Below are 16,515 nucleotides of genomic sequence, written 5' to 3' on the forward strand. Positions count from 1 at the left end.
CCATCACGGGCGCCACCCCGTGTCCCATCCCACACAGTCGGCTTACACACTGTCAACAAGGCCACCGACAGCCATGCATGTTGGCGATGGCGCCGAGGTACCTCCGCAGGTCACAGTGGGGGTATCAACGGAGATAGCAGGCAGTAGGAGGAACCGTGCGCATCGGCGTGCCCCGCGAGATCAAGAACCACGAGTACCGGGTGGCCATCACTCCCGCGGGAGTCCACGAACTCGTCAGCCGGGGCCACGAGGTGGTCGTCGAACGCGACGCGGGTCTGGGCTCCTCCATCCCCAACGCCGAGTACGAGGCGGCGGGCGCCCGCATCCTGGACACCGCCGACGAGGTGTGGGCCGCGGGCGAGCTCATCCTCAAGGTCAAGGAGCCCATCGCCGCCGAGTACCACCGCATGCGAGAGGGCCAGACCCTCTTCACCTACCTGCACCTGGCCGCCTCGCGCGAGTGCACCGACGCGTTGCTGGAGCGGCGGGTGACGGGTATCGCCTACGAGACCGTGCAGCTGCCGGACGGCTCGCTGCCGCTGCTGGCGCCGATGTCGGAGGTCGCGGGCCGCCTGGCCCCGCAGGTGGGGTCGGTGACCCTTCAGCGCCCCAACGGCGGCCGCGGCGTGCTGATGGGCGGGGTCCCGGGCGTGCGCCCGGCCCGGGTGACCGTGATCGGCGCGGGCGTGTCCGGCCTGAACGCGACGCAGATCGCGGTGGGCATGGGCGCCGACGTGACCGTGCTGGACCTGAACGTGAACAAGCTCCGCCACGTGGACGCCCTCTACCAGGGACGGGTCCGGACCGTGGTGTCCAACGCCCTGGAGCTGGAGCAGTCGGTGCTGGAGTCGGACCTGGTGATCGGCGCGGTGCTGGTTCCGGGCGCCAAGGCCCCCAAGCTGGTGTCGAACGAGCTGGTGTCGCGGATGCGTCCGGGCGCGGTGCTGGTGGACATCGCCATCGACCAGGGCGGCTGCTTCGAGGACTCGCGTCCCACCACGCACGCCGACCCCACCTTCCAGGTGCACGACGCGGTGTTCTACTGCGTGGCGAACATGCCCGGCGCGGTGCCCAACACCTCCACGCACGCGCTGACCAAGGACACCCTGCGCTACACGCTGGCGCTCGCGGAGAAGGGCTGGCAACGGGCCCTGCGCGAGGACGAGGCGCTGGCCGGGGGCCTGAACACCTTCGACGGCGACGTGGTCTCGGCCCCGGTCGCCGAGGCGCACGGGCTCAAGCACCGCCCGCTGGACGAGGTGCTGGCCACGGGCTGACCGCACGCCCCGGCGGCCCTCCGGCCGCCGCGGCCGTCCCTCCCCCCGAGTGTGAGCGGAGCCGTCCACGGCCGTGCCGTGGACGGCTCCGGCGTGCGCGCCCGGCAGGAGGCGGACAGGCTCGGCCGAGGCCCCCGGGCAGATCGGCAGGGCGCTCTTCGGCCTGGCCCACGGGGCCGTCCTCCAACGGCTGCTCATGGGGACGTGGCCCCCGCTCCCACGCCGGGGAGCGCGCCGGGCTCACGCGGGTCTCCCCCGAGAGCTGAGGGGAAGTGCCGACGGCGCGCGGCTCGGGGTGGTCGCGCAGGTCGGGCACGGGTACCGTCGAGAGGAAAGCCCGCGTCCGGTCCGCAGGCCGGGCCCGGGAGGACGAGCACCGAGGTGGGACAGCGTGGCACACACCGGCTCGGCGACCGTGACCCGGATCGTCGAACTCGAACTGATCCGACTGCGCCCCCAGGCCGGCGGCCGGGGCGCGGACGGCCCCGTTCTGGTCCGGGTGGCCGACGACGAGGGCGTCAGCGGCTGGGGCGAGCTCCCGCACGCCACCCGGGCCCGGTGGGACGCGCTGACCTCCGCCTTCGCCCCCGCCCTGCTGCACCACTCCTGGCGCCGCCCCACGGAGGCCGGTGAGGCCTGGGCCGACCTGCCCTGGGACCCGGCCGTGGCCGGTGCCCTGGACACCGCCTGCTGGGACCTGTGGAGCCGCCAGCGCTCCACTCCGCTCTCACACGCCCTGGGCGGGGAGCGCACCGCGCTCACGGCGGGGGTGACCCTGACCCGCCAGGTGAGCGTGGAATCGGTGGTTACCGAGGTGAACCGCCAGGTGGGGGCGGGGTTCCGGCGGATCAGGCTGGAGGTCGAACCGGGCTGGGACGCCGACGTGGTGCGCGCGGTGCAGACGAGTTTTCCGTTCCTGGTCCTGCAGGTGGACGCGGGCGGCCGCTACACCGAGTCCCCCGCCGACCTGGACGCGCTGCGCGCGATGGACGGCCTGGGCCTGCTGGCCATCGAGGACCCCTTCGCCCCGGACGACCTCGCGGCGCACGGCCGCCTGGCCGCCGAACTGCGCACCCCGGTGGCGCTGGGCCGCTCGCTGGAGTCGGTGGAGGACCTCACCGAGGCGATCCGCGAGGAGTCCGGGGACGCGGTGAACGTGGACCCGGTGCGCCTGGGCGGCCTGACGGCGGCCCGCCGCGCGGTGGACCGGGCCGTGGACGCGGGCTGGCAGGTCTGGTGCGGTTCGTCGGCGGTGACGGGGATCGGCCGCGCCGCCACGGTGGCCCTGGCCTCGCTGACGGGGGCGGCCCTGCCGGTGGAGATGCCCGGGGCCGGGAACCGCGGCCGCGACCTGGTGCTGCCACCGGTACGCGCGCACGACGGCGTGGTGCCGGTCCCGCTGACCGAGAGCGGTCTGGGGCACGGGGTGGACCGCTCGGCGGTGGCCGAGCGCACCGCGCTGGCCCTGGTGGTGGACGCCGACGGCACCCGCGAGCTGCTGCGGGGCCGCGAACGGCGGCGCTGACACCGGTTCCGGGGCGGCCGCCCCGGGCCTCCCGGACCGCCCCGTGCCCCCGACCGCCCGCACACCCTCACCGCTCCCCCGCGGCACGGCCGTTCTGCGGGGAACCGCCGGCCCCCTCCCCATAACCGAACAGTGTTAGGTAGAGTTGCGGCACCGTCCGGCCCCCACGCCCGGACCCCACGACCAGGAGGCGCGGTGCGCGTATTCGCCGACATCAACGAGGTCATCGCGGCCCAGGGAGAGCACCTGGGCCACACCGACTGGGTGACCATCGGCCAGGAACAGATCTCCCTCTTCGCCGACGCGACCAAGGACCACCAGTGGATCCACGTCGACCAGGAGAGGGCCGCCCGGGGCCCCTTCGGCGGCACCATCGCACACGGGTTCCTGACCCTGTCGATGCTGGCCCACTTCTCCCAGTCGGCCATCTCGCTGACCAAGAAGCCCAGCATGTCCATCAACTACGGGCTCAACAAGGTGCGCTTCCTGCAGCCGGTCGTCTCCGGCTCGCGCATCCGTGACGGCATCGAGCTCACCTCGGTGAAGGAGACCCCCAAGGGCTACCTGGTGACCACGACCCACACCGTGGAGATCGAGGGCCAGGAGCGCCCCGCCCTGGTCGCGGAGTCCCTCGGCCTCTGGGTTCCCTGAGGAGTCCCCGGGCCCTCAGCCGCGCGGTCGGGACCCGGCTGCGGGCTCCGGGCACCGGCCGCGCGGCACCGGTCTCAGCGGGCGATCCGGCGCAGCACCCGGCGCGTCAGGTCGGGGGTGAACCAGCGCAGCTTGCGCTCGGCCCGTTCCGCGCGGCGCCGCAGCCTCCTGGCCTCCTTCTCCGCCTGCTCCAGCCGTCGGCGCAGCTCCCGGGCGTCCGCGTCGCTCCCGGCCTCCCCCGCGGCGGAGCTCCTGGCGGACCTCCTGGCGGACCTCCCCGCGGAGTTCGCGGCGGAGGAGGCCGCGAAGACCCCCTCCCCGCCCACCCACCGCAGCCCGCAGACCCGCTCCACCAGCCGGTCGAGCTCCTCGCCGGTCAGCTCGGGCGACAGGTGCCGGGCCCGGGCGTAGGCGGAGACGCGCTCCAGGCGCAGTGCCCCCTCCCCGCTCGCGCTCCCGGGCCGCAGACAGCACAGCAGCCCGGCCCCGGTGTGGTCGGCCGCCCCCACGAGTTCGGCGAGCGCCCCGGAGGCCAGCCGGACCCCGGTCGGCACCCGCAGCAGGAAGGGCGTCCGGGGGTCGTGTTCGGGAGCGGCCCCGGTGAACCGCACCCGGGGGTCGCCGCGGAAGGCCTCCCTGGCCAGCCGCAGATCCAGGTGCTCCTCCTCCAGCGGTGACCTGCGCTCGTCCCCCAGGCGCTCCCAGGGGCCCACCAACCACAGCCGGATGTCCGGGGTGTCCCCGCACAGCAGGGAGGACGCGGTGGCGTCCACCTCCTCCAGGCCGGCCCCCGCCACGTCCATCACCGCCTCCACCAGCGGAACCTCCCACTGCCGCCGCGGACACTTGCGGCGCAGGTGGAAGCCGGGCACGCGGTTGGCCACGTACGGCATCCGGAACCGGGTCCCCGCCTCGCGCTGGGACTGCATCTGCGAACGGCCCAGGTGCCAGCTGCTCGTGTCCAGGTCCGGCACGAAGACCGCACCCTGCTGGGCGACGCGGTGGCCGAACTCGCTGTCGCCGCCGAGGACGACCTCGGCGTCCATGCGCCCGGCCCGGTCGAACAGCTCGCGGCGCAGGGAGCCGGTGGCGCCCACGAAGACCCGGTAGGCCCGGTGGTCGGCGGTGCGCAGCCGGTCGTACCGGTCGATGACCCGCTCCACCCAGTGCGGGTCGGCGCTCTCGCGGTCGAACAGCTCCGCTGCCCGGCCCGCGCGCACCTCCTCGGCCACGTACTCCGGGGTCATCGCCGCCGGGTCGAAGTCCACGAACAGCTTGTGCCCCATCACCACCGCGTAGTCGACCAGGTGGTGCCAGCGCATCTGCGACTCGACGTGCTCGCGGTAGACCAGCATGTCCGCGTCCAGACGCAGGACGACCTCCCCGGAGGAGGCCGCCACAGCCGTGTTGACGGCGTGCCCGGAGCCCCAGCCCCCGGGGGCCGAGGGCATCAGCACCGTGTTCTCCGGCCGCACGGGGGGCAGGGTGAGCGGCTCGGGCGAGCCGTCGTCCACCACGACCACCTCCATGAGGTGGTCCGGGTAGCTCTGTCCGGCCAGGGAGGCCAGGACCATCGCCAGTTTGTCCGGGTGGCCGTGCGCGGGGACCACCACCGACACCGACAGCGCCGGCTCCCAGCCGCCCAGCTCCGGCGGCCGGAGGGGGGTGTAGTCGTTGCGCCACAGCACGGGCCCGGCGGGCTCCCGGGAGGAGCCGGTGACGGCGGTCTCGATCCGCGTACTCGGCCGCACGCGGCTCCGTTCCGGGACCAGCCCCGGGCGGGGAGCGCTCTCTGAGGTGCTCAACGGTGTCCTCCCGTGTACTCGCTCACTCCGTCGGTGCGCCCCAGGGGTGCGGGCTCCCCCTCCATCAGGGCGCTGGGCCGCCAGCCGGACCACTGCCCGGCGCTCCTGCGCAGGAAGTAGTCCGTCTCCTCCGCCCAGGTGTGGCCCTCCCCCGCCCTGCGGAGCACGTAGCCCAGGCCGTGGGTCCGGTAGACGCGCCCGCCGCCGCGTCGTACGGCCAGCAGGAGCTGGCTGTCGACCGCCCGGGGCAGTGGGCGGAACCCCCCGGTCTCCTCCAGGACGGAGCGGTCGGTGAGCATGGTTCCGCCCGCCACGTGGGGCCAGGGGATCTCCGAGCGGTAGTCCCGCCACACGGTCGCGTCGAGTTCGCCGAGGTAGACGTAGTCCGGGCTGCACCCGGTGAGGTCGGCCCCGGAGTAGGTCCGGGCCAGGACGAGGTCGGCGAGGTGCTCGGGGCCGTACCAGTCGTCGTCGTCCCACTTGGCGACGGTCTGGCCCGAGGCGCGGTCGACGGCGTCGTTGAGCACCGAGCCGAACACCTGGTCGGCGGGGGCCTCGTGGACCGTGACCGGTGCCGCGGTGAAGGCGGCGACGGCGGAGCGGACCTCGGGCAGGTCGGCCGGGAAGCCGTGCAGCGTGAGCACCACCTCCATCCGCACGTGGCGCTGGCGGGCGATCTGGGCGAGCGCGAAGCCCACCATCTCGGGGCGGCGCGTGCACAGGAGCACGGAGACCCGGGGCTCGGGCGGCAGCGGGACACCGCCCAGCCCGCCCAGGAGGCGCCAGCGGGTGAGCAGTCCGTGGTCGCGCAGGGCCGCTCGGCGCAGGCGGACACTGTGCTCCTCGCGCACCAGCGGGTCGCGCAGCGCCTCCTCCCCCACCCCGGTCAGCAGGTCCGCCAGGGGGCGGCCGAGGGCGGCGGTCCAGGCCGGCACGGGGCCGCTGACCAACGGGACGCCCGCCGCGGCGAGGGAGGCCACGGCACGGACCGCGGCCGCGGGGCCGCTGTGTCCGGACCAGTCCACCCGGACGCCGCGCAGGTAGCGGGCGCGGGCGACGTCGAGGTCGGTGACCGTGCCGTCGGAGGGGAGGGTGGCCAGGACCGTGTCCCCGTCCCGGAGGACGGCCTGGCCGCCGTGGACGGTCAGGTCGCCCATGGGGCCGTCCGCGCCCCGGGTGAAACCGCACGGGTTGACGACCCGCTCGTCGACGGGGGCGACCAGGTCGGTGATGACCGCCCGGCCCGGGCCCGGAGGGAGGCCCCCGCCGGGAACCGCGGCGGCCCCGGAGCCGGCGTCCGGCGCGGTCACGGGCCCGGTCCCCGGACCGGCCGCGGAGTCGGCGGCGGCGCGGCCCCGGCCCTCCCAGGACTCCGCGGAGGTGGTCGCCACGTCCAGGCAGGGGACGGCGTCGTCCTCCCACCCGGGCAGGGGGGTCCCGTCGTGGGTGCGCACGGCCAGGTCCGCGACGGGGGTGACCCGGCGCAGGGGGACCGGGCCGGTGGCGCTCAGGCCCGGGGCCGAGACGTCACCGGAGCGCCACAGGGCCCCCTCGGGCCCGTGCAGCCCCGCCAGGGGGACGGCCGCGGGGCCGCGCCGCGGTCCGCCCGTTCCGCGCAGGAGCTGGTGCAGGGCCACTGCGGTGTCGGTGGCGTCGGGGAAGAAGAGCTCGCAGACCCAGCCGCGCCGTCCCGCCCGGCGGACCCGCAGTTCGTGGAGGCCGTGCCACTCGTCACCGCCGGGCGGCGCGGGCAGCAGGGGCCCCTGGTGGCCGGGGCTGTCGGGCACGGCCACCACCAGGTGCACCGCTGACGGCAGGTGCGGTGCCAGGGTGAGGCAGCGGCGCAGGTCGGTGAGGCTGGCCGCGACCACGGCGAGCAGGCCGACCGCTCCGCCCCCCTCCGGGGCGCCCCCGGCCCCGACGGCCCGTCCCATGGGGCGCGCGTCCAGGTCGACGAGGCCGTCGCCGTCCCGGAGCCGCAGCCGGGCGAGGTGCTCGCAGCCGCCCGGCCGGAACCCGGTGTGGCACAGCATCGCGGGTTCCCTGCCTCGGGTGCGCAGAGCCTGGCGGAGTACGGAGGTGATCATCGGGCGACCTCTGTGGTGTGGGAAGACGGAGCCGCGCCGACTCCAGTTCCAAACACTCAGAGTAGTCAGGATGACACTTTTCGAGGTCGCCGGGGGCGGTGTGTCGGAACACCGGACACACCGCCCCCCTCCGCGCCCCGGGCCAGGCGGCCCGGGCTCAGTACCCGGCGCTCAGCGGGCCAGCTTGCGCAGAGCCCTGCGGGTCAGCCCCGGCGTGAACCAGCGCAGCTTGCGCTCGGCCCGCCGCGCCCGGGCCCGCATGCGCTCCACGTCGGCCAGCGCCTGGTCGAGCTTGCGCCGCAGGACCTCGGGCTCCTCCAGCTTGACCTGGGCCTCCTCCTCCGGGACCACGAGGTCCGTGCCGGAGATCCAGTGCGTGCCGTGGACCTCCTCCACCCGGCGCTCGACCTCCTCGCCCGAGGCCCCCGGCCACAGGTGCCGGACCCGGGCGTAGGCGGAGACCCGCTCCAGGCGCAGCACGCCCTCGCCCCGGGTGTCCCCGGGCAGGGGCGCGCACAGCAGCCCCGCCTTGTTCTTGTTGGCCGCCTCCACCAGGTCGGCGAGGGCCCGCCTGCGCAGCGCGGGGCCCGCGGGGGCGTGCAGGAGGAAGGGCACGCGCGGGTCATGGCCGGGCGCGGTCTCCACCACGCGGACCCGGGGGTCGCCGCGGAAGGTCTCCTGGATCAGCCGCAGGTCGAGCCGCTCCTCGTCCAGGGGGGAGCGGCGCCCGTCGTCCAGCTCGCTCCAGGGGCCGACCAGCCACAGCCGGATGTCGGGGGTGGTGCCGTTCAGCAGGGCGGAGGCCGTGGTGTCCACGTCCTCCAGGGTGGCTCCGTCCGCGTTCATGACCACGTCGACCAGCGGCGTCTCCCACAGCCGGTCGGGCCGTCTGCGGCGCAGGTGGAAGTCGGGTACCCGGTTGGCCACGTAGGGGGCCCGGTAGCGCATGCCCGCGTCGCGGCGGGTCTGCATCTGCGAACGGCCCAGGTGCCAGCTGCTGGTGTCCAGGTCCGGGATGAACAGGGCGCCCTGCTGGGAGACCCGGTAGGCGAACTCGCTGTCACCGCCCAGGATCATCCGCGGGTCCAGGCCCCCCGCGGCGTCGAACAGGGTGCGGTGCAGGGAGCCGGTGGCGCCGATGAACACCTTGTAGGCGAGGTGGTCGGCGGCGCGCAGCCGGTCGTTCTTCTCGATCGGGCGCTCCACCCAGTGCGGGTCGGCGCTCTCGCGGTCGAACAGCTCCGCTGCCCGGCCGGCGCGCACCTCCTCGGCCACGTACTCCGGGGTCATCGCCGCCGGGTCGAAGTCCACGAACAGCTTGTGGCCCAGGGCCACCCCGTAGTCGACCAGGTGGTGCCAGCGCATCTGCGACTCGACGTGCTCGCGGTAGACCAGCATGTCCGCGTCCAGGCGCAGGACCACCTGGCCGGAGGAGACGGCCACACCGCTGTTGACCGCGTGCGCCGACCCCCACCCGCCGGGCGCGGAGGTGATCAGCCGGGTGTTGGCCGGGCGGACCTCGGGCAGGGTGAGCGGCTCGGGCGAGCCGTCGTCCACCACGACCACCTCCATGAGGTGGTCCGGGTAGCTCTGTCCGGCCAGGGAGGCCAGGACCAGCGCGAGCTTCTCCGGCTGGCCGTGGGCGGGGATGACCACCGACACCGACAGCGTGGGCGTCCAGGCTCCCAGGGCGGGCGGTCGGAGCGGCGAGTAGTCGTTGCGCCGCGCGCGGGGCTGGTCCCGGTAGTCGACCTCGCCTCGCGGAAGGGCGGTGCCGGGCTCGGGTGCGCGCTCGTCGGAGTTGGGCTCCGGGCTCATGTCCAGCGTGGTCAACGGTGTCCCCCGGTGTGCTCGGTGGCGTGCTGGCCCAGAGGGGTCGGTTCACCCTCCAGGAGGGTGCTCGGACGCCAGCCGCGCCACTGTTGGGTGTGGTTGTGCAGGAAGAAGGCCATGTCCTCGGACCAGGTGTGCCCGCCGCCGGTACGGCGGAGCACGTACCCGAGTCCGTGGGCGCGGTAGATGCGTCCGCCGCCTCGGATGACGGCGATGAGGAGTTGGGTGTCGATGGCGCGGGGCAGCGGGCGGAACCCGCCGGTCTCCTCCAGCACCGCCCGGTCGGTGAGGATGGTGCCCCCGGCGATGAACCGGGTGGCCGCCTCGGACTTGCGGCTGCGCCAGAGGGTGAGGTCGATCTCCTGGAGGTAGACGAAGTCCTGGCCGACGCCGACGAGTTCGGCGCCGGAGTAGGTGCGGGCCAGGACGAGGTCGGCGAGGTGCTCGGGGCCGTACCAGTCGTCGTCGTCCCACTTGGAGACCAGGGTGCCGGAGGTCCGGGCGACCGCGTCGTTGAGCACGGTGCCGAAGATCTGGTCGGCGTCCGCCTCGTGCACGATGAGGGGGACGCCGGTCTCCCGGAAGGCGGCCACGGCCGAGGCGACCTCGGGCAGCGAGGCGGGGAAGCCGTGCAGGGTCAGGACGACCTCGACGTCCACACCGCGCTGGCGGGCGATCTGGGCGAGCGCGAAGCCCACCATCTCGGGGCGGCGCGTGCACAGGACCACGGACACCGTCGGCTCCGGGGGCAGGGGCACGCCCGCCTGGGCGGCCAGGGCGCGCCACCGGGCCCGCTGGCCGTGGGTGCGCAGCGCGGCCCGGCGCAGCCGGACGCTGTACTCCTCGCGGCGCAGCCCGTCGGCCAGGTCCGCCTCCTCGGCTCCGGTCAGGAGGTCGACCAGCGGCTCGCCCAGCCCCGAGGCCCAGGCGGGCACGGGCCCGCTGACCAGCGGGACCCCGCCTGCGGCCAGGGAGGCCACCGCGCGGACGGCGGAGGCGGGCCCGGTGTGCCCGGACCAGTCCACTCGGACGCCGCGCAGGTGGCGCAGCCGGGACAGGTCGACGTCGGTGACGGTGCCGTCGGGGCGCACCCGCACCAGGTCCTTGCTCCCCTCGCGGATGACGGCGTGGCCGTCGTGCAGGGTCAGGTCGGCCAGGTGGCTGGTCTGAGCCCGGGTGAAACCGGTGGGGTTGACGGTGAACTCGTCGATGGGCGCGATCGCGTTGACCGGATCGGCCGTCCGCACGAGGGCCCGGGCCGTGTCATGCCCGCCGGGGGCGGCGACGCGTTCCCATGCGTCGGTTCCGGTGGTGGATCGGTCCAGGACCGGCACGACGTCGTCGGTCCACGCGGGGGCGTCCGCGCCCGCGTCCTCGGCCACGCGCAGCGCCAGGTCCCCGACGGGCGTCACCCGGCGCAGGGGCACGGGCCCGGCGGCCTCCACCCCGTGGACGCCGGTGTCGCCGGGCCGCCACAGGGCGGCCTCGGGGCCGTTGAGGACGGCCAGGGGCGCCAGGGCGGGGCCGCGGCGGCGGCCCCGGGTGCCGTGCAGGAGGGCGTCGAGGACCTGGGCGGTCTCGACGCCGTTGGGGAAGAACAGCTCGCACAGCCAGCCGCGCGGGTTCACCCGGCGCACCCGCATCTCCTGGAGGTCGCGCCACTGCCCCATGCCCGGCGAGGCCGGGACGGGCGGCTCCTGGTGGCCGGGGGTGGCGACCAGGCCGACCACGACCTGGACGGCCCGGGGCAGGTGCGTGGCCACGGTCAGGGCCCGGTGCAGGTCGGTGGGCGTGGCGGCCACGAGGGCGACCAGGCCGACCTCGGGCTCCCCGTCCCTGATCCAGGCGTTGGGGACCTCCACGCGCCGGCCCATGGGGTGGGTGTCCAGGTCCAGGATGAGGTCGCCGGGTCGTAACGGCAGCTCGGCCAGGGTGGGGCGGGTGTCGGCGCCCGCGTGGCAGAGTACGGCTGCCTCGGTGCCGCGGGCACGCAGGGCGTGCCTCAGGGCGGTGCTGATCATCGGGTGACCTCGGGTGTGTCGGATGGGGCTCCGCGAGGGGGCCCGGCGGGTGGTGCGGTGGAGGAGGAGGGGATGTCAGGCCCCCTTGCGGCTGAAGACGTGGGCTCCCTTCTCCGCGGCCTCCTCGGTGCGGTGCAGTTCGGGGTGTTCGGCCAGCCAGCGGTCGCCGATGGCCTGCTCGTCGGGGCGCGCGGCGTCGTCCAGGACGATGACCGCGTCCTCGGTGCAGCGCGGCAGCAGGACGGGCACGGCCGGGTAGCGGGCCTGCAGGCCGGTGGCCTGGGGCGGTCCGTCGACGAAGACCAGGCCGATGTCCTCCAGGTCGGCGAAGACGGAGGCGTCGTACCAGCGGTCGGCGGTGGTGCGCTCCTGACCGTCGACGGTCACGGTGGCGGGCTCGGTCTCCACGAGGGGGGCGTGGCGGACCTGGACGATGTCGTCCAGACCGTGCGCGGCGACCAGGGCCCGGCTGAGCTCGGCGTAGCGGGCGTCGTGCTCGACGGCGACCAGCCTGCCGCCGCCCGCACGGCGCAGGGCGTAGCCGATCCAGACGCTGGAGGCCCCGCTGCCGCACTCCACGACCAGTTCCGGGCGCAGCCGGTCGATGTGGCGGACCAGGAGCCTGAGCACGTCGGGCGAGGCGGCCCACCCGCGCAGGGGCGGCATGAAGGGCGCGGTGTCGAGGTGGTCGCGCAGTTCGGTCCAGGCGACCTGCTGCTCGTAGTCGTCGCGGCCCTGCACGGTGATGGCGTGCCTGAGCTCACGGCTGACCCGGGGCAGCGCCTGCTCCCGCAACCCGTCGAGTCGGTCCCGGAGGTCCTCCATGGCGCGGACGGACTCCAGACGGTCGTCGCCGAGCGTCTCGGCGACCCTGCGGCTGTGGGTGTCCATCACCGTCCGCACCTCCCGGCCCAGGGCGCCGACCCTGCGGTGGAGCAGGAGCGTGCCCAGCGCCAGGGCGCCCACCGCCCCGCCGAACAGGCCCAGGAGGGTGAGCGTGACCGCGGACACCCAGTCGAGGAGTCCGAGCAGGCCCAGGGCCGCGGGAACGCAGAGGACGGCGGCTCCGACCACCGCGCAGGTGACCAGGAGGGGACGGAGACGACTGCGCAGCGACCGCATGGCGGGGTACCTCCACGGAAGTTTCTGACACGGTGCCGCCGGACGCGACCCTCAGGGGGAGCATGCGGGGAAGACGGCGTTTCCCCGGGGTTGAACCGCCGGTGCGTCCGCTCGCGCGGGAACGGTGACGGCAATCCACACAGATGCTCTCGACCTTAACGCTTCGCCGAAATAACGGACCCCTGGCGGAGGGAATCGAAACCCGGAGTGACCGCAATTCGCCTCTTGTTCACCTTTGCCTCACGAATTTCTCATGTCGGCTTTCTCGTTCCGACGCCTCCGGTTCCTCGCGGGCTCCTCCGGCCCCTCCCAGGGGTGCGGTCAGAACTCGGCCGAACCCCGGTCACCATCGCCGTGGCCTCGCGCAGGGCCCCGTCCATGGCCGGGGCCAGGGTCGAGGCGTAGGTCGCCGTCATGTGGTTTTCATCCCAGGACACGAGCACGTTGCCGACGACGGCCTCACAGGTGCCCCGGGGACACACGTGGTCGGTGAGGTGCACGAGGACGACGTTGTCGGGCAGGTCGACCCGGTGGATGAGCAGTGCCCAGACGCCGCCCAGGGCCGGTTCCCACAGGCGGGCGCCGGTGTCGAAGTAGGCCCAGGCCTGATTGGGGGCGGTGGGCCACGGCGAGCGAGTCTGGTCCAGAAGGCGGCGAACCGTACGCGGCCGCCGCGCTCCGGGGAGCGGACCAGGGAACCGGTGATGAGGAAACCGGCGAGCGGCAGGAACACGTCCACGCCGCCGGAGACCCGGCCGAACCAGATGTGGTACACGGCCACCAGGACGACGGCGACGGCGCGCGGCCCCTCGGTCTCGGGGCGGAAGGAGCCGTTCCGGGCGGCGGGAGCGGACGGTGTGCCCGCGGACGCGGGAGCGGGAGCCCTCGGTACGGCGCGACAGGCATGGGTTGGCGACGGCCTCGGAGAATAGGGTGACGTACCGCCGAAGAAGGCGGCCACCGGGTCCCGCCCTCGAATTCGGCGCTGAATTATCTCCGCCCTCCCCGGAGGCCGGGTCGATCGGTGGGGAACTTCCACCGAGCGGTCCGCTGACGGGGGCGCGCGGCGGAGGCGGCGACGGGGAGGGGCCGGACGGGGAAGCGCTGGGGGAGGGGCGGAACGGGTGGCGGAGGGGTCGGCTCGCGCCCCCGGGGGACGGCGCCCCGGCCGCGCGCACCCGGGGCGGAGCACGCCCCGGTTTATTCCCGGGCCGGTGTGTAAACAGCCTGACATCGGGTGTGCGACCGGCTGGCTGGTAGCTTGCTGCCTAGCGATCCCATCGCTGCCGAACACGACGACTCGCGTCATTGGAAAGGTGCGTCAGAGATGTCTGCGCCGTACTCGCTTCCTGAACTGCCCTACGACTACGCGGCCCTGGAGCCGTGGATCTCCGGTCAGATCATGGAGCTGCACCACGACAAGCACCACGCGACCTACGTCTCCGGTGCCAACACGGCCCTGGAGAAGATGGCCGAGGCCCGTGAGAGCGGCGACTTCGGCACCATCCCGATGTTGGAGAAGAACCTGGCCTTCAACCTGGGCGGCCACGTCAACCACTCCGTGTTCTGGAAGAACCTGTCCCCGGAGGGCGGTGACAAGCCCGAGGGCGAGCTGGGTGCGGCCATCGACGACCAGTTCGGTTCCTTCGACGCCTTCCGCGCCCACTTCACCGCCGTGGCCACGACCATCCAGGGTTCGGGCTGGGCGATCCTGGCCTGGGACGCGCTGGGCCAGCGCCTGGTCATCGAGCAGCTCTACGACCAGCAGGGCAACACCGCCCTGAGCTCGGTTCCGCTGCTGATGCTGGACATGTGGGAGCACGCCTTCTACCTCCAGTACAAGAACGTCAAGGCCGAGTACGCCAAGGCCTTCTGGAACGTCGTCAACTGGGCCGACGTCCAGGAGCGCTTCGCCAGCGCACGCGCGGTGAAGATCGGCTGAGGCCGACCTCTCCGGTCCGGCGCGCGCCGGACGCCGCGGAGGGCGGCACCCCTGGGGTGCCGCCCTCGCGTGTACCCGGGCCGCGCGCGGCGGGGCCCGGCTCAGACCACCAGGCGGACCGGGTCGGCCTCCACCGGGCCGTACCGGTCCAGCTCGCGCCAGGCCCGGGCCAGGCGCCAGACCAGCTCCTCCCGTGTGGGGCGGTCGTAGGCGAAGGGCAGCCGGAAGTACTCGGCGTGGCGGTCGTCCTCTGAGGCGGACATGATGGCGCCGGGGACCAGCTCCACGTCGTGGCAGAGCGCGACCTGCACGTAGGAGCGGGCCCGCACGCCGGGCAGGCGCACCCACAGGGCGGCGCCGCCGTCGGGCCGCCGCCACTCCCAGGCGGGCAGGGCCTCGCGCAGCAGCCCCTCCATGTGGTCGAGGGCCTCGCGCAGCAGCTCGGAACGCTGCCGGGACAGCTCGTCGTAGCGCCGGATGAGCCGGACCGCCACCGCCTGGTCGAGCAGGGGGCTGGCCAGGTCGGCCAGGATCTTGCGGCGGCTCAGGCGCAGGGCCATCTCGGCGGGCGCGCGCAGCCAGCCCAGGCGGATCCCGGCCCAGCCGATCTTGGACAGGGACTCCACGGTGATGACCTCGGCCCCGCGCGGGGCGAACGCGGCCACCGGCGGGGGCTCGTCGGCGGCGCGCAGGCCGGTGTAGGCGAAGTCCTCCATCACGGGCACGCCGTGGCGCGCGGACAGCTCGCCCAGCTCGCGGCGGCGCGCCGCGGACATCATCGTTCCGGTGGGGTTGTGGTACGAGGGCATCGTGTACACGAGGTGGGGCGCGTGCTCGGTGACGGCGCGGCGCAGTCCCATGCCGTCCATGCCCTGCTCGTCGAGGGGCACGGGCAGGAAGCGGGCGCCCCGGTCGCTCATCAGGTCCAGGCAGCCCGCGAAGCTGGGGTCCTCCACCACCACGGGGGAGCCCTTGCGCAGGTACAGCTGGGCGACCAGGTTGACCGCCTGGTGGGCGCCGGTGGTGACCACGATCTGGTCGGGGGCCGTGGGCAGGCCCCGCTCGGTGTAGTGGTCGGCGACGGCCCGGCGCAGCGCGGGCAGGCCGCTGGGATAGTAGGTGCCCTCGGCCATGAGCGCGGGCAGGTCCTCGGCCACGACCTCGCGGACGGCCTCCTCCACCCCGGTCAGCGCCGGGGTGGCCAGGCACGCGGCCGAGATGAGGCCCTCGTCCCGCTGGAAGAGGTTGCGGTACATGGGGTTGCCGTTGCCGTTGGCGGTCCAGCCGTCCGGGCGCACCGGTTCGATCCGCTCGCTGACGCGGGTGCCGCTGCCCTGCCTGCTGTCGAGGATGCCCGCCGAGCGCAGGGAGTCGTAGGCCGACACGACCGTGGTGCGGCTGACCCGGAGCGCGGCGGCCAGGGCGCGCTCGGAGGGCAGGCGCTCACCGGGGGTGAGGGTGCCCTGGTCGAGGAGCCCGCGCAATGTGTCGGCGAGGCGCTGGTAGAGGGGGCCGTCTCCGCGCGGCCAGGCGCCGAGGAGGTCCGCGAGCTCCGCCGCGCTCCGAGAAGAGTCCATTTTCCGCTCCATTGGATCTATGTCCACTCAACCTGGACTTCCATAATGGCATTCGAGTCGGAATACCAACAGAGCAAAATGGACCCTTCATGAGCAGTCCAATCCGATCCGCTTCCGCCCACCCCTCCGAGGAGCCCGCGATGTCGATCCTGATCCCGCACCAGCACGCGCCCGTCGCCCGCCAGCCGCACCGGAGCGGGGAGGGCGGCCGAGGCCGGCGCGGCGGCGGGCCGGTCCTGGCCGAGGCGCGCACCGTCCGGGGCGACCGGCGGTTCCTGGGCGCCTTCGCCGCCGTCCTGCGCGAGCGCGCCCGGGCCCACCCCGGACACCTGGAGGAGGTCCACTTCGCCGACGAGGGAGACCACATACGCTTCCTGGTGCTGTGGCGCTCCACGGTGGACCTGAGGGCCTTCGTGGAGGAGGCGCACCGGGACGTGCTGGCGCTCAGGGAACGCGCGGGCGCCTTCCCCGAGGTGGAACGCGTCCTGTGGTGGGCCGCCGACGGCGCCCCGGTGCCGCCGGAGGAGGCCGCGGAACGCGCCCGCCGGCTGCGCGAGCGCGGCCCCGGCGCGGACGCCTTCACCCTGGCCTCCCCGGTGCCGGTCCCGTCCTGAGCGGGACTGTCGCGGCCCGCCGCGGGGGCGCCGGGGCCGTCCCGCAACGGCCCGGCCCGGG

11 protein-coding genes and 1 pseudogene are annotated in these 16,515 nt (G+C 74.4%); 5 read left to right on the plus strand and 7 right to left on the minus strand.

The window, feature by feature from the left end:
* The first annotated feature begins 155 nt into the window (after positions 1-155).
* The 3 genes from ald (at position 156) to FYW95_RS02065 (ending at position 3,453) form a co-directional block, all read left to right on the plus strand.
* Positions 156-1,277 carry an alanine dehydrogenase gene (gene ald, locus FYW95_RS02055; protein WP_159940177.1) on the plus strand — a complete coding sequence of 374 codons (1,122 nt, stop codon included), beginning with the start codon at positions 156-158 and terminating at the stop codon, positions 1,275-1,277.
* 391 nt (positions 1,278-1,668) lie between these two features.
* Positions 1,669-2,802, plus strand: a complete 1,134-nt coding sequence (locus tag FYW95_RS02060; RefSeq protein WP_160049908.1) for an enolase C-terminal domain-like protein — start codon at positions 1,669-1,671, stop codon at positions 2,800-2,802.
* A 195-nt stretch (positions 2,803-2,997) separates the two neighbouring features.
* Positions 2,998-3,453, plus strand: a complete 456-nt coding sequence (locus FYW95_RS02065; protein WP_159940173.1) for a MaoC family dehydratase — start codon at positions 2,998-3,000, stop codon at positions 3,451-3,453.
* 74 nt (positions 3,454-3,527) lie between these two features.
* On the opposite strand, the gene FYW95_RS02070 is transcribed toward FYW95_RS02065, so the two are convergent.
* From FYW95_RS02070 to FYW95_RS28795, 6 genes and pseudogenes are all read right to left on the minus strand, one after another.
* Positions 3,528-5,186, minus strand: a complete 1,659-nt coding sequence (locus FYW95_RS02070) for a glycosyltransferase family 2 protein (protein WP_370462343.1) — start codon at positions 5,184-5,186, stop codon at positions 3,528-3,530.
* 68 nt (positions 5,187-5,254) lie between these two features.
* Positions 5,255-7,345 carry a glycosyltransferase gene (locus tag FYW95_RS02075; protein ID WP_159940171.1) on the minus strand — a complete coding sequence of 697 codons (2,091 nt, stop codon included), beginning with the start codon at positions 7,343-7,345 and terminating at the stop codon, positions 5,255-5,257.
* 171 nt (positions 7,346-7,516) lie between these two features.
* Complete coding sequence (locus tag FYW95_RS02080; RefSeq protein WP_201294622.1) at positions 7,517-9,163, minus strand: glycosyltransferase family 2 protein; 1,647 nt, start codon at positions 9,161-9,163, stop codon at positions 7,517-7,519.
* 11 nt (positions 9,164-9,174) lie between these two features.
* Positions 9,175-11,199 (minus strand): glycosyltransferase family protein, encoded by a 2,025-nt coding sequence (locus FYW95_RS02085; protein WP_159940167.1) that lies wholly within the window; start codon positions 11,197-11,199, stop codon positions 9,175-9,177.
* 75 nt (positions 11,200-11,274) lie between these two features.
* Positions 11,275-12,321: a class I SAM-dependent methyltransferase gene (locus FYW95_RS02090; protein ID WP_159940165.1), complete on the minus strand. Its 1,047-nt coding sequence runs from the start codon at positions 12,319-12,321 to the stop codon at positions 11,275-11,277.
* Between the two features lie 616 nt (positions 12,322-12,937).
* Positions 12,938-13,282 (minus strand): annotated as a pseudogene (locus FYW95_RS28795) (hypothetical protein); the annotation flags it as partial.
* Positions 13,283-13,648: 366 nt separating this feature from the next.
* Between FYW95_RS28795 and FYW95_RS02100 the strand changes: the two are divergent.
* Positions 13,649-14,263 carry a superoxide dismutase gene (locus tag FYW95_RS02100; RefSeq protein ID WP_159940163.1) on the plus strand — a complete coding sequence of 205 codons (615 nt, stop codon included), beginning with the start codon at positions 13,649-13,651 and terminating at the stop codon, positions 14,261-14,263.
* A gap of 101 nt (positions 14,264-14,364) precedes the next feature.
* Here FYW95_RS02100 and FYW95_RS02105 read toward each other — a convergent pair whose 3' ends face one another.
* A complete protein-coding gene (locus FYW95_RS02105) occupies positions 14,365-15,840 on the minus strand; it encodes an aminotransferase-like domain-containing protein (RefSeq protein ID WP_160049909.1) in 1,476 nt (491 codons plus the stop codon).
* 140 nt (positions 15,841-15,980) lie between these two features.
* Here FYW95_RS02105 and FYW95_RS02110 point away from each other — a divergent pair, with 140 nt between their 5' ends.
* Entirely contained in the window at positions 15,981-16,454 is a 474-nt protein-coding gene (locus FYW95_RS02110; protein WP_159940159.1) for a DUF3291 domain-containing protein, read from the plus strand.
* Positions 16,455-16,515 lie beyond the last annotated feature (61 nt).

Source organism: Nocardiopsis sp. FR4 (genome assembly GCF_009830945.1).
Taxonomy (GTDB): domain Bacteria; phylum Actinomycetota; class Actinomycetes; order Streptosporangiales; family Streptosporangiaceae; genus Nocardiopsis.

Bases quoted from the DNA above. Each gene is read 5' to 3' on its own strand.
- FYW95_RS02080 (WP_201294622.1), bottom strand. From the start codon at position 9,163: ATGAGCCCGGAGCCCAACTCCGACGAGCGCGCACCCGAGCCCGGCACC.
- FYW95_RS02100 (WP_159940163.1), top strand. From the start codon at position 13,649: ATGTCTGCGCCGTACTCGCTTCCTGAACTGCCCTACGACTACGCGGCC.
- FYW95_RS02110 (WP_159940159.1), top strand. From the start codon at position 15,981: ATGTCGATCCTGATCCCGCACCAGCACGCGCCCGTCGCCCGCCAGCCG.
- FYW95_RS02105 (WP_160049909.1), bottom strand. From the start codon at position 15,840: ATGGACTCTTCTCGGAGCGCGGCGGAGCTCGCGGACCTCCTCGGCGCC.
- FYW95_RS02090 (WP_159940165.1), bottom strand. From the start codon at position 12,321: ATGCGGTCGCTGCGCAGTCGTCTCCGTCCCCTCCTGGTCACCTGCGCG.
- FYW95_RS02085 (WP_159940167.1), bottom strand. From the start codon at position 11,199: ATGATCAGCACCGCCCTGAGGCACGCCCTGCGTGCCCGCGGCACCGAG.
- FYW95_RS02075 (WP_159940171.1), bottom strand. From the start codon at position 7,345: ATGATCACCTCCGTACTCCGCCAGGCTCTGCGCACCCGAGGCAGGGAA.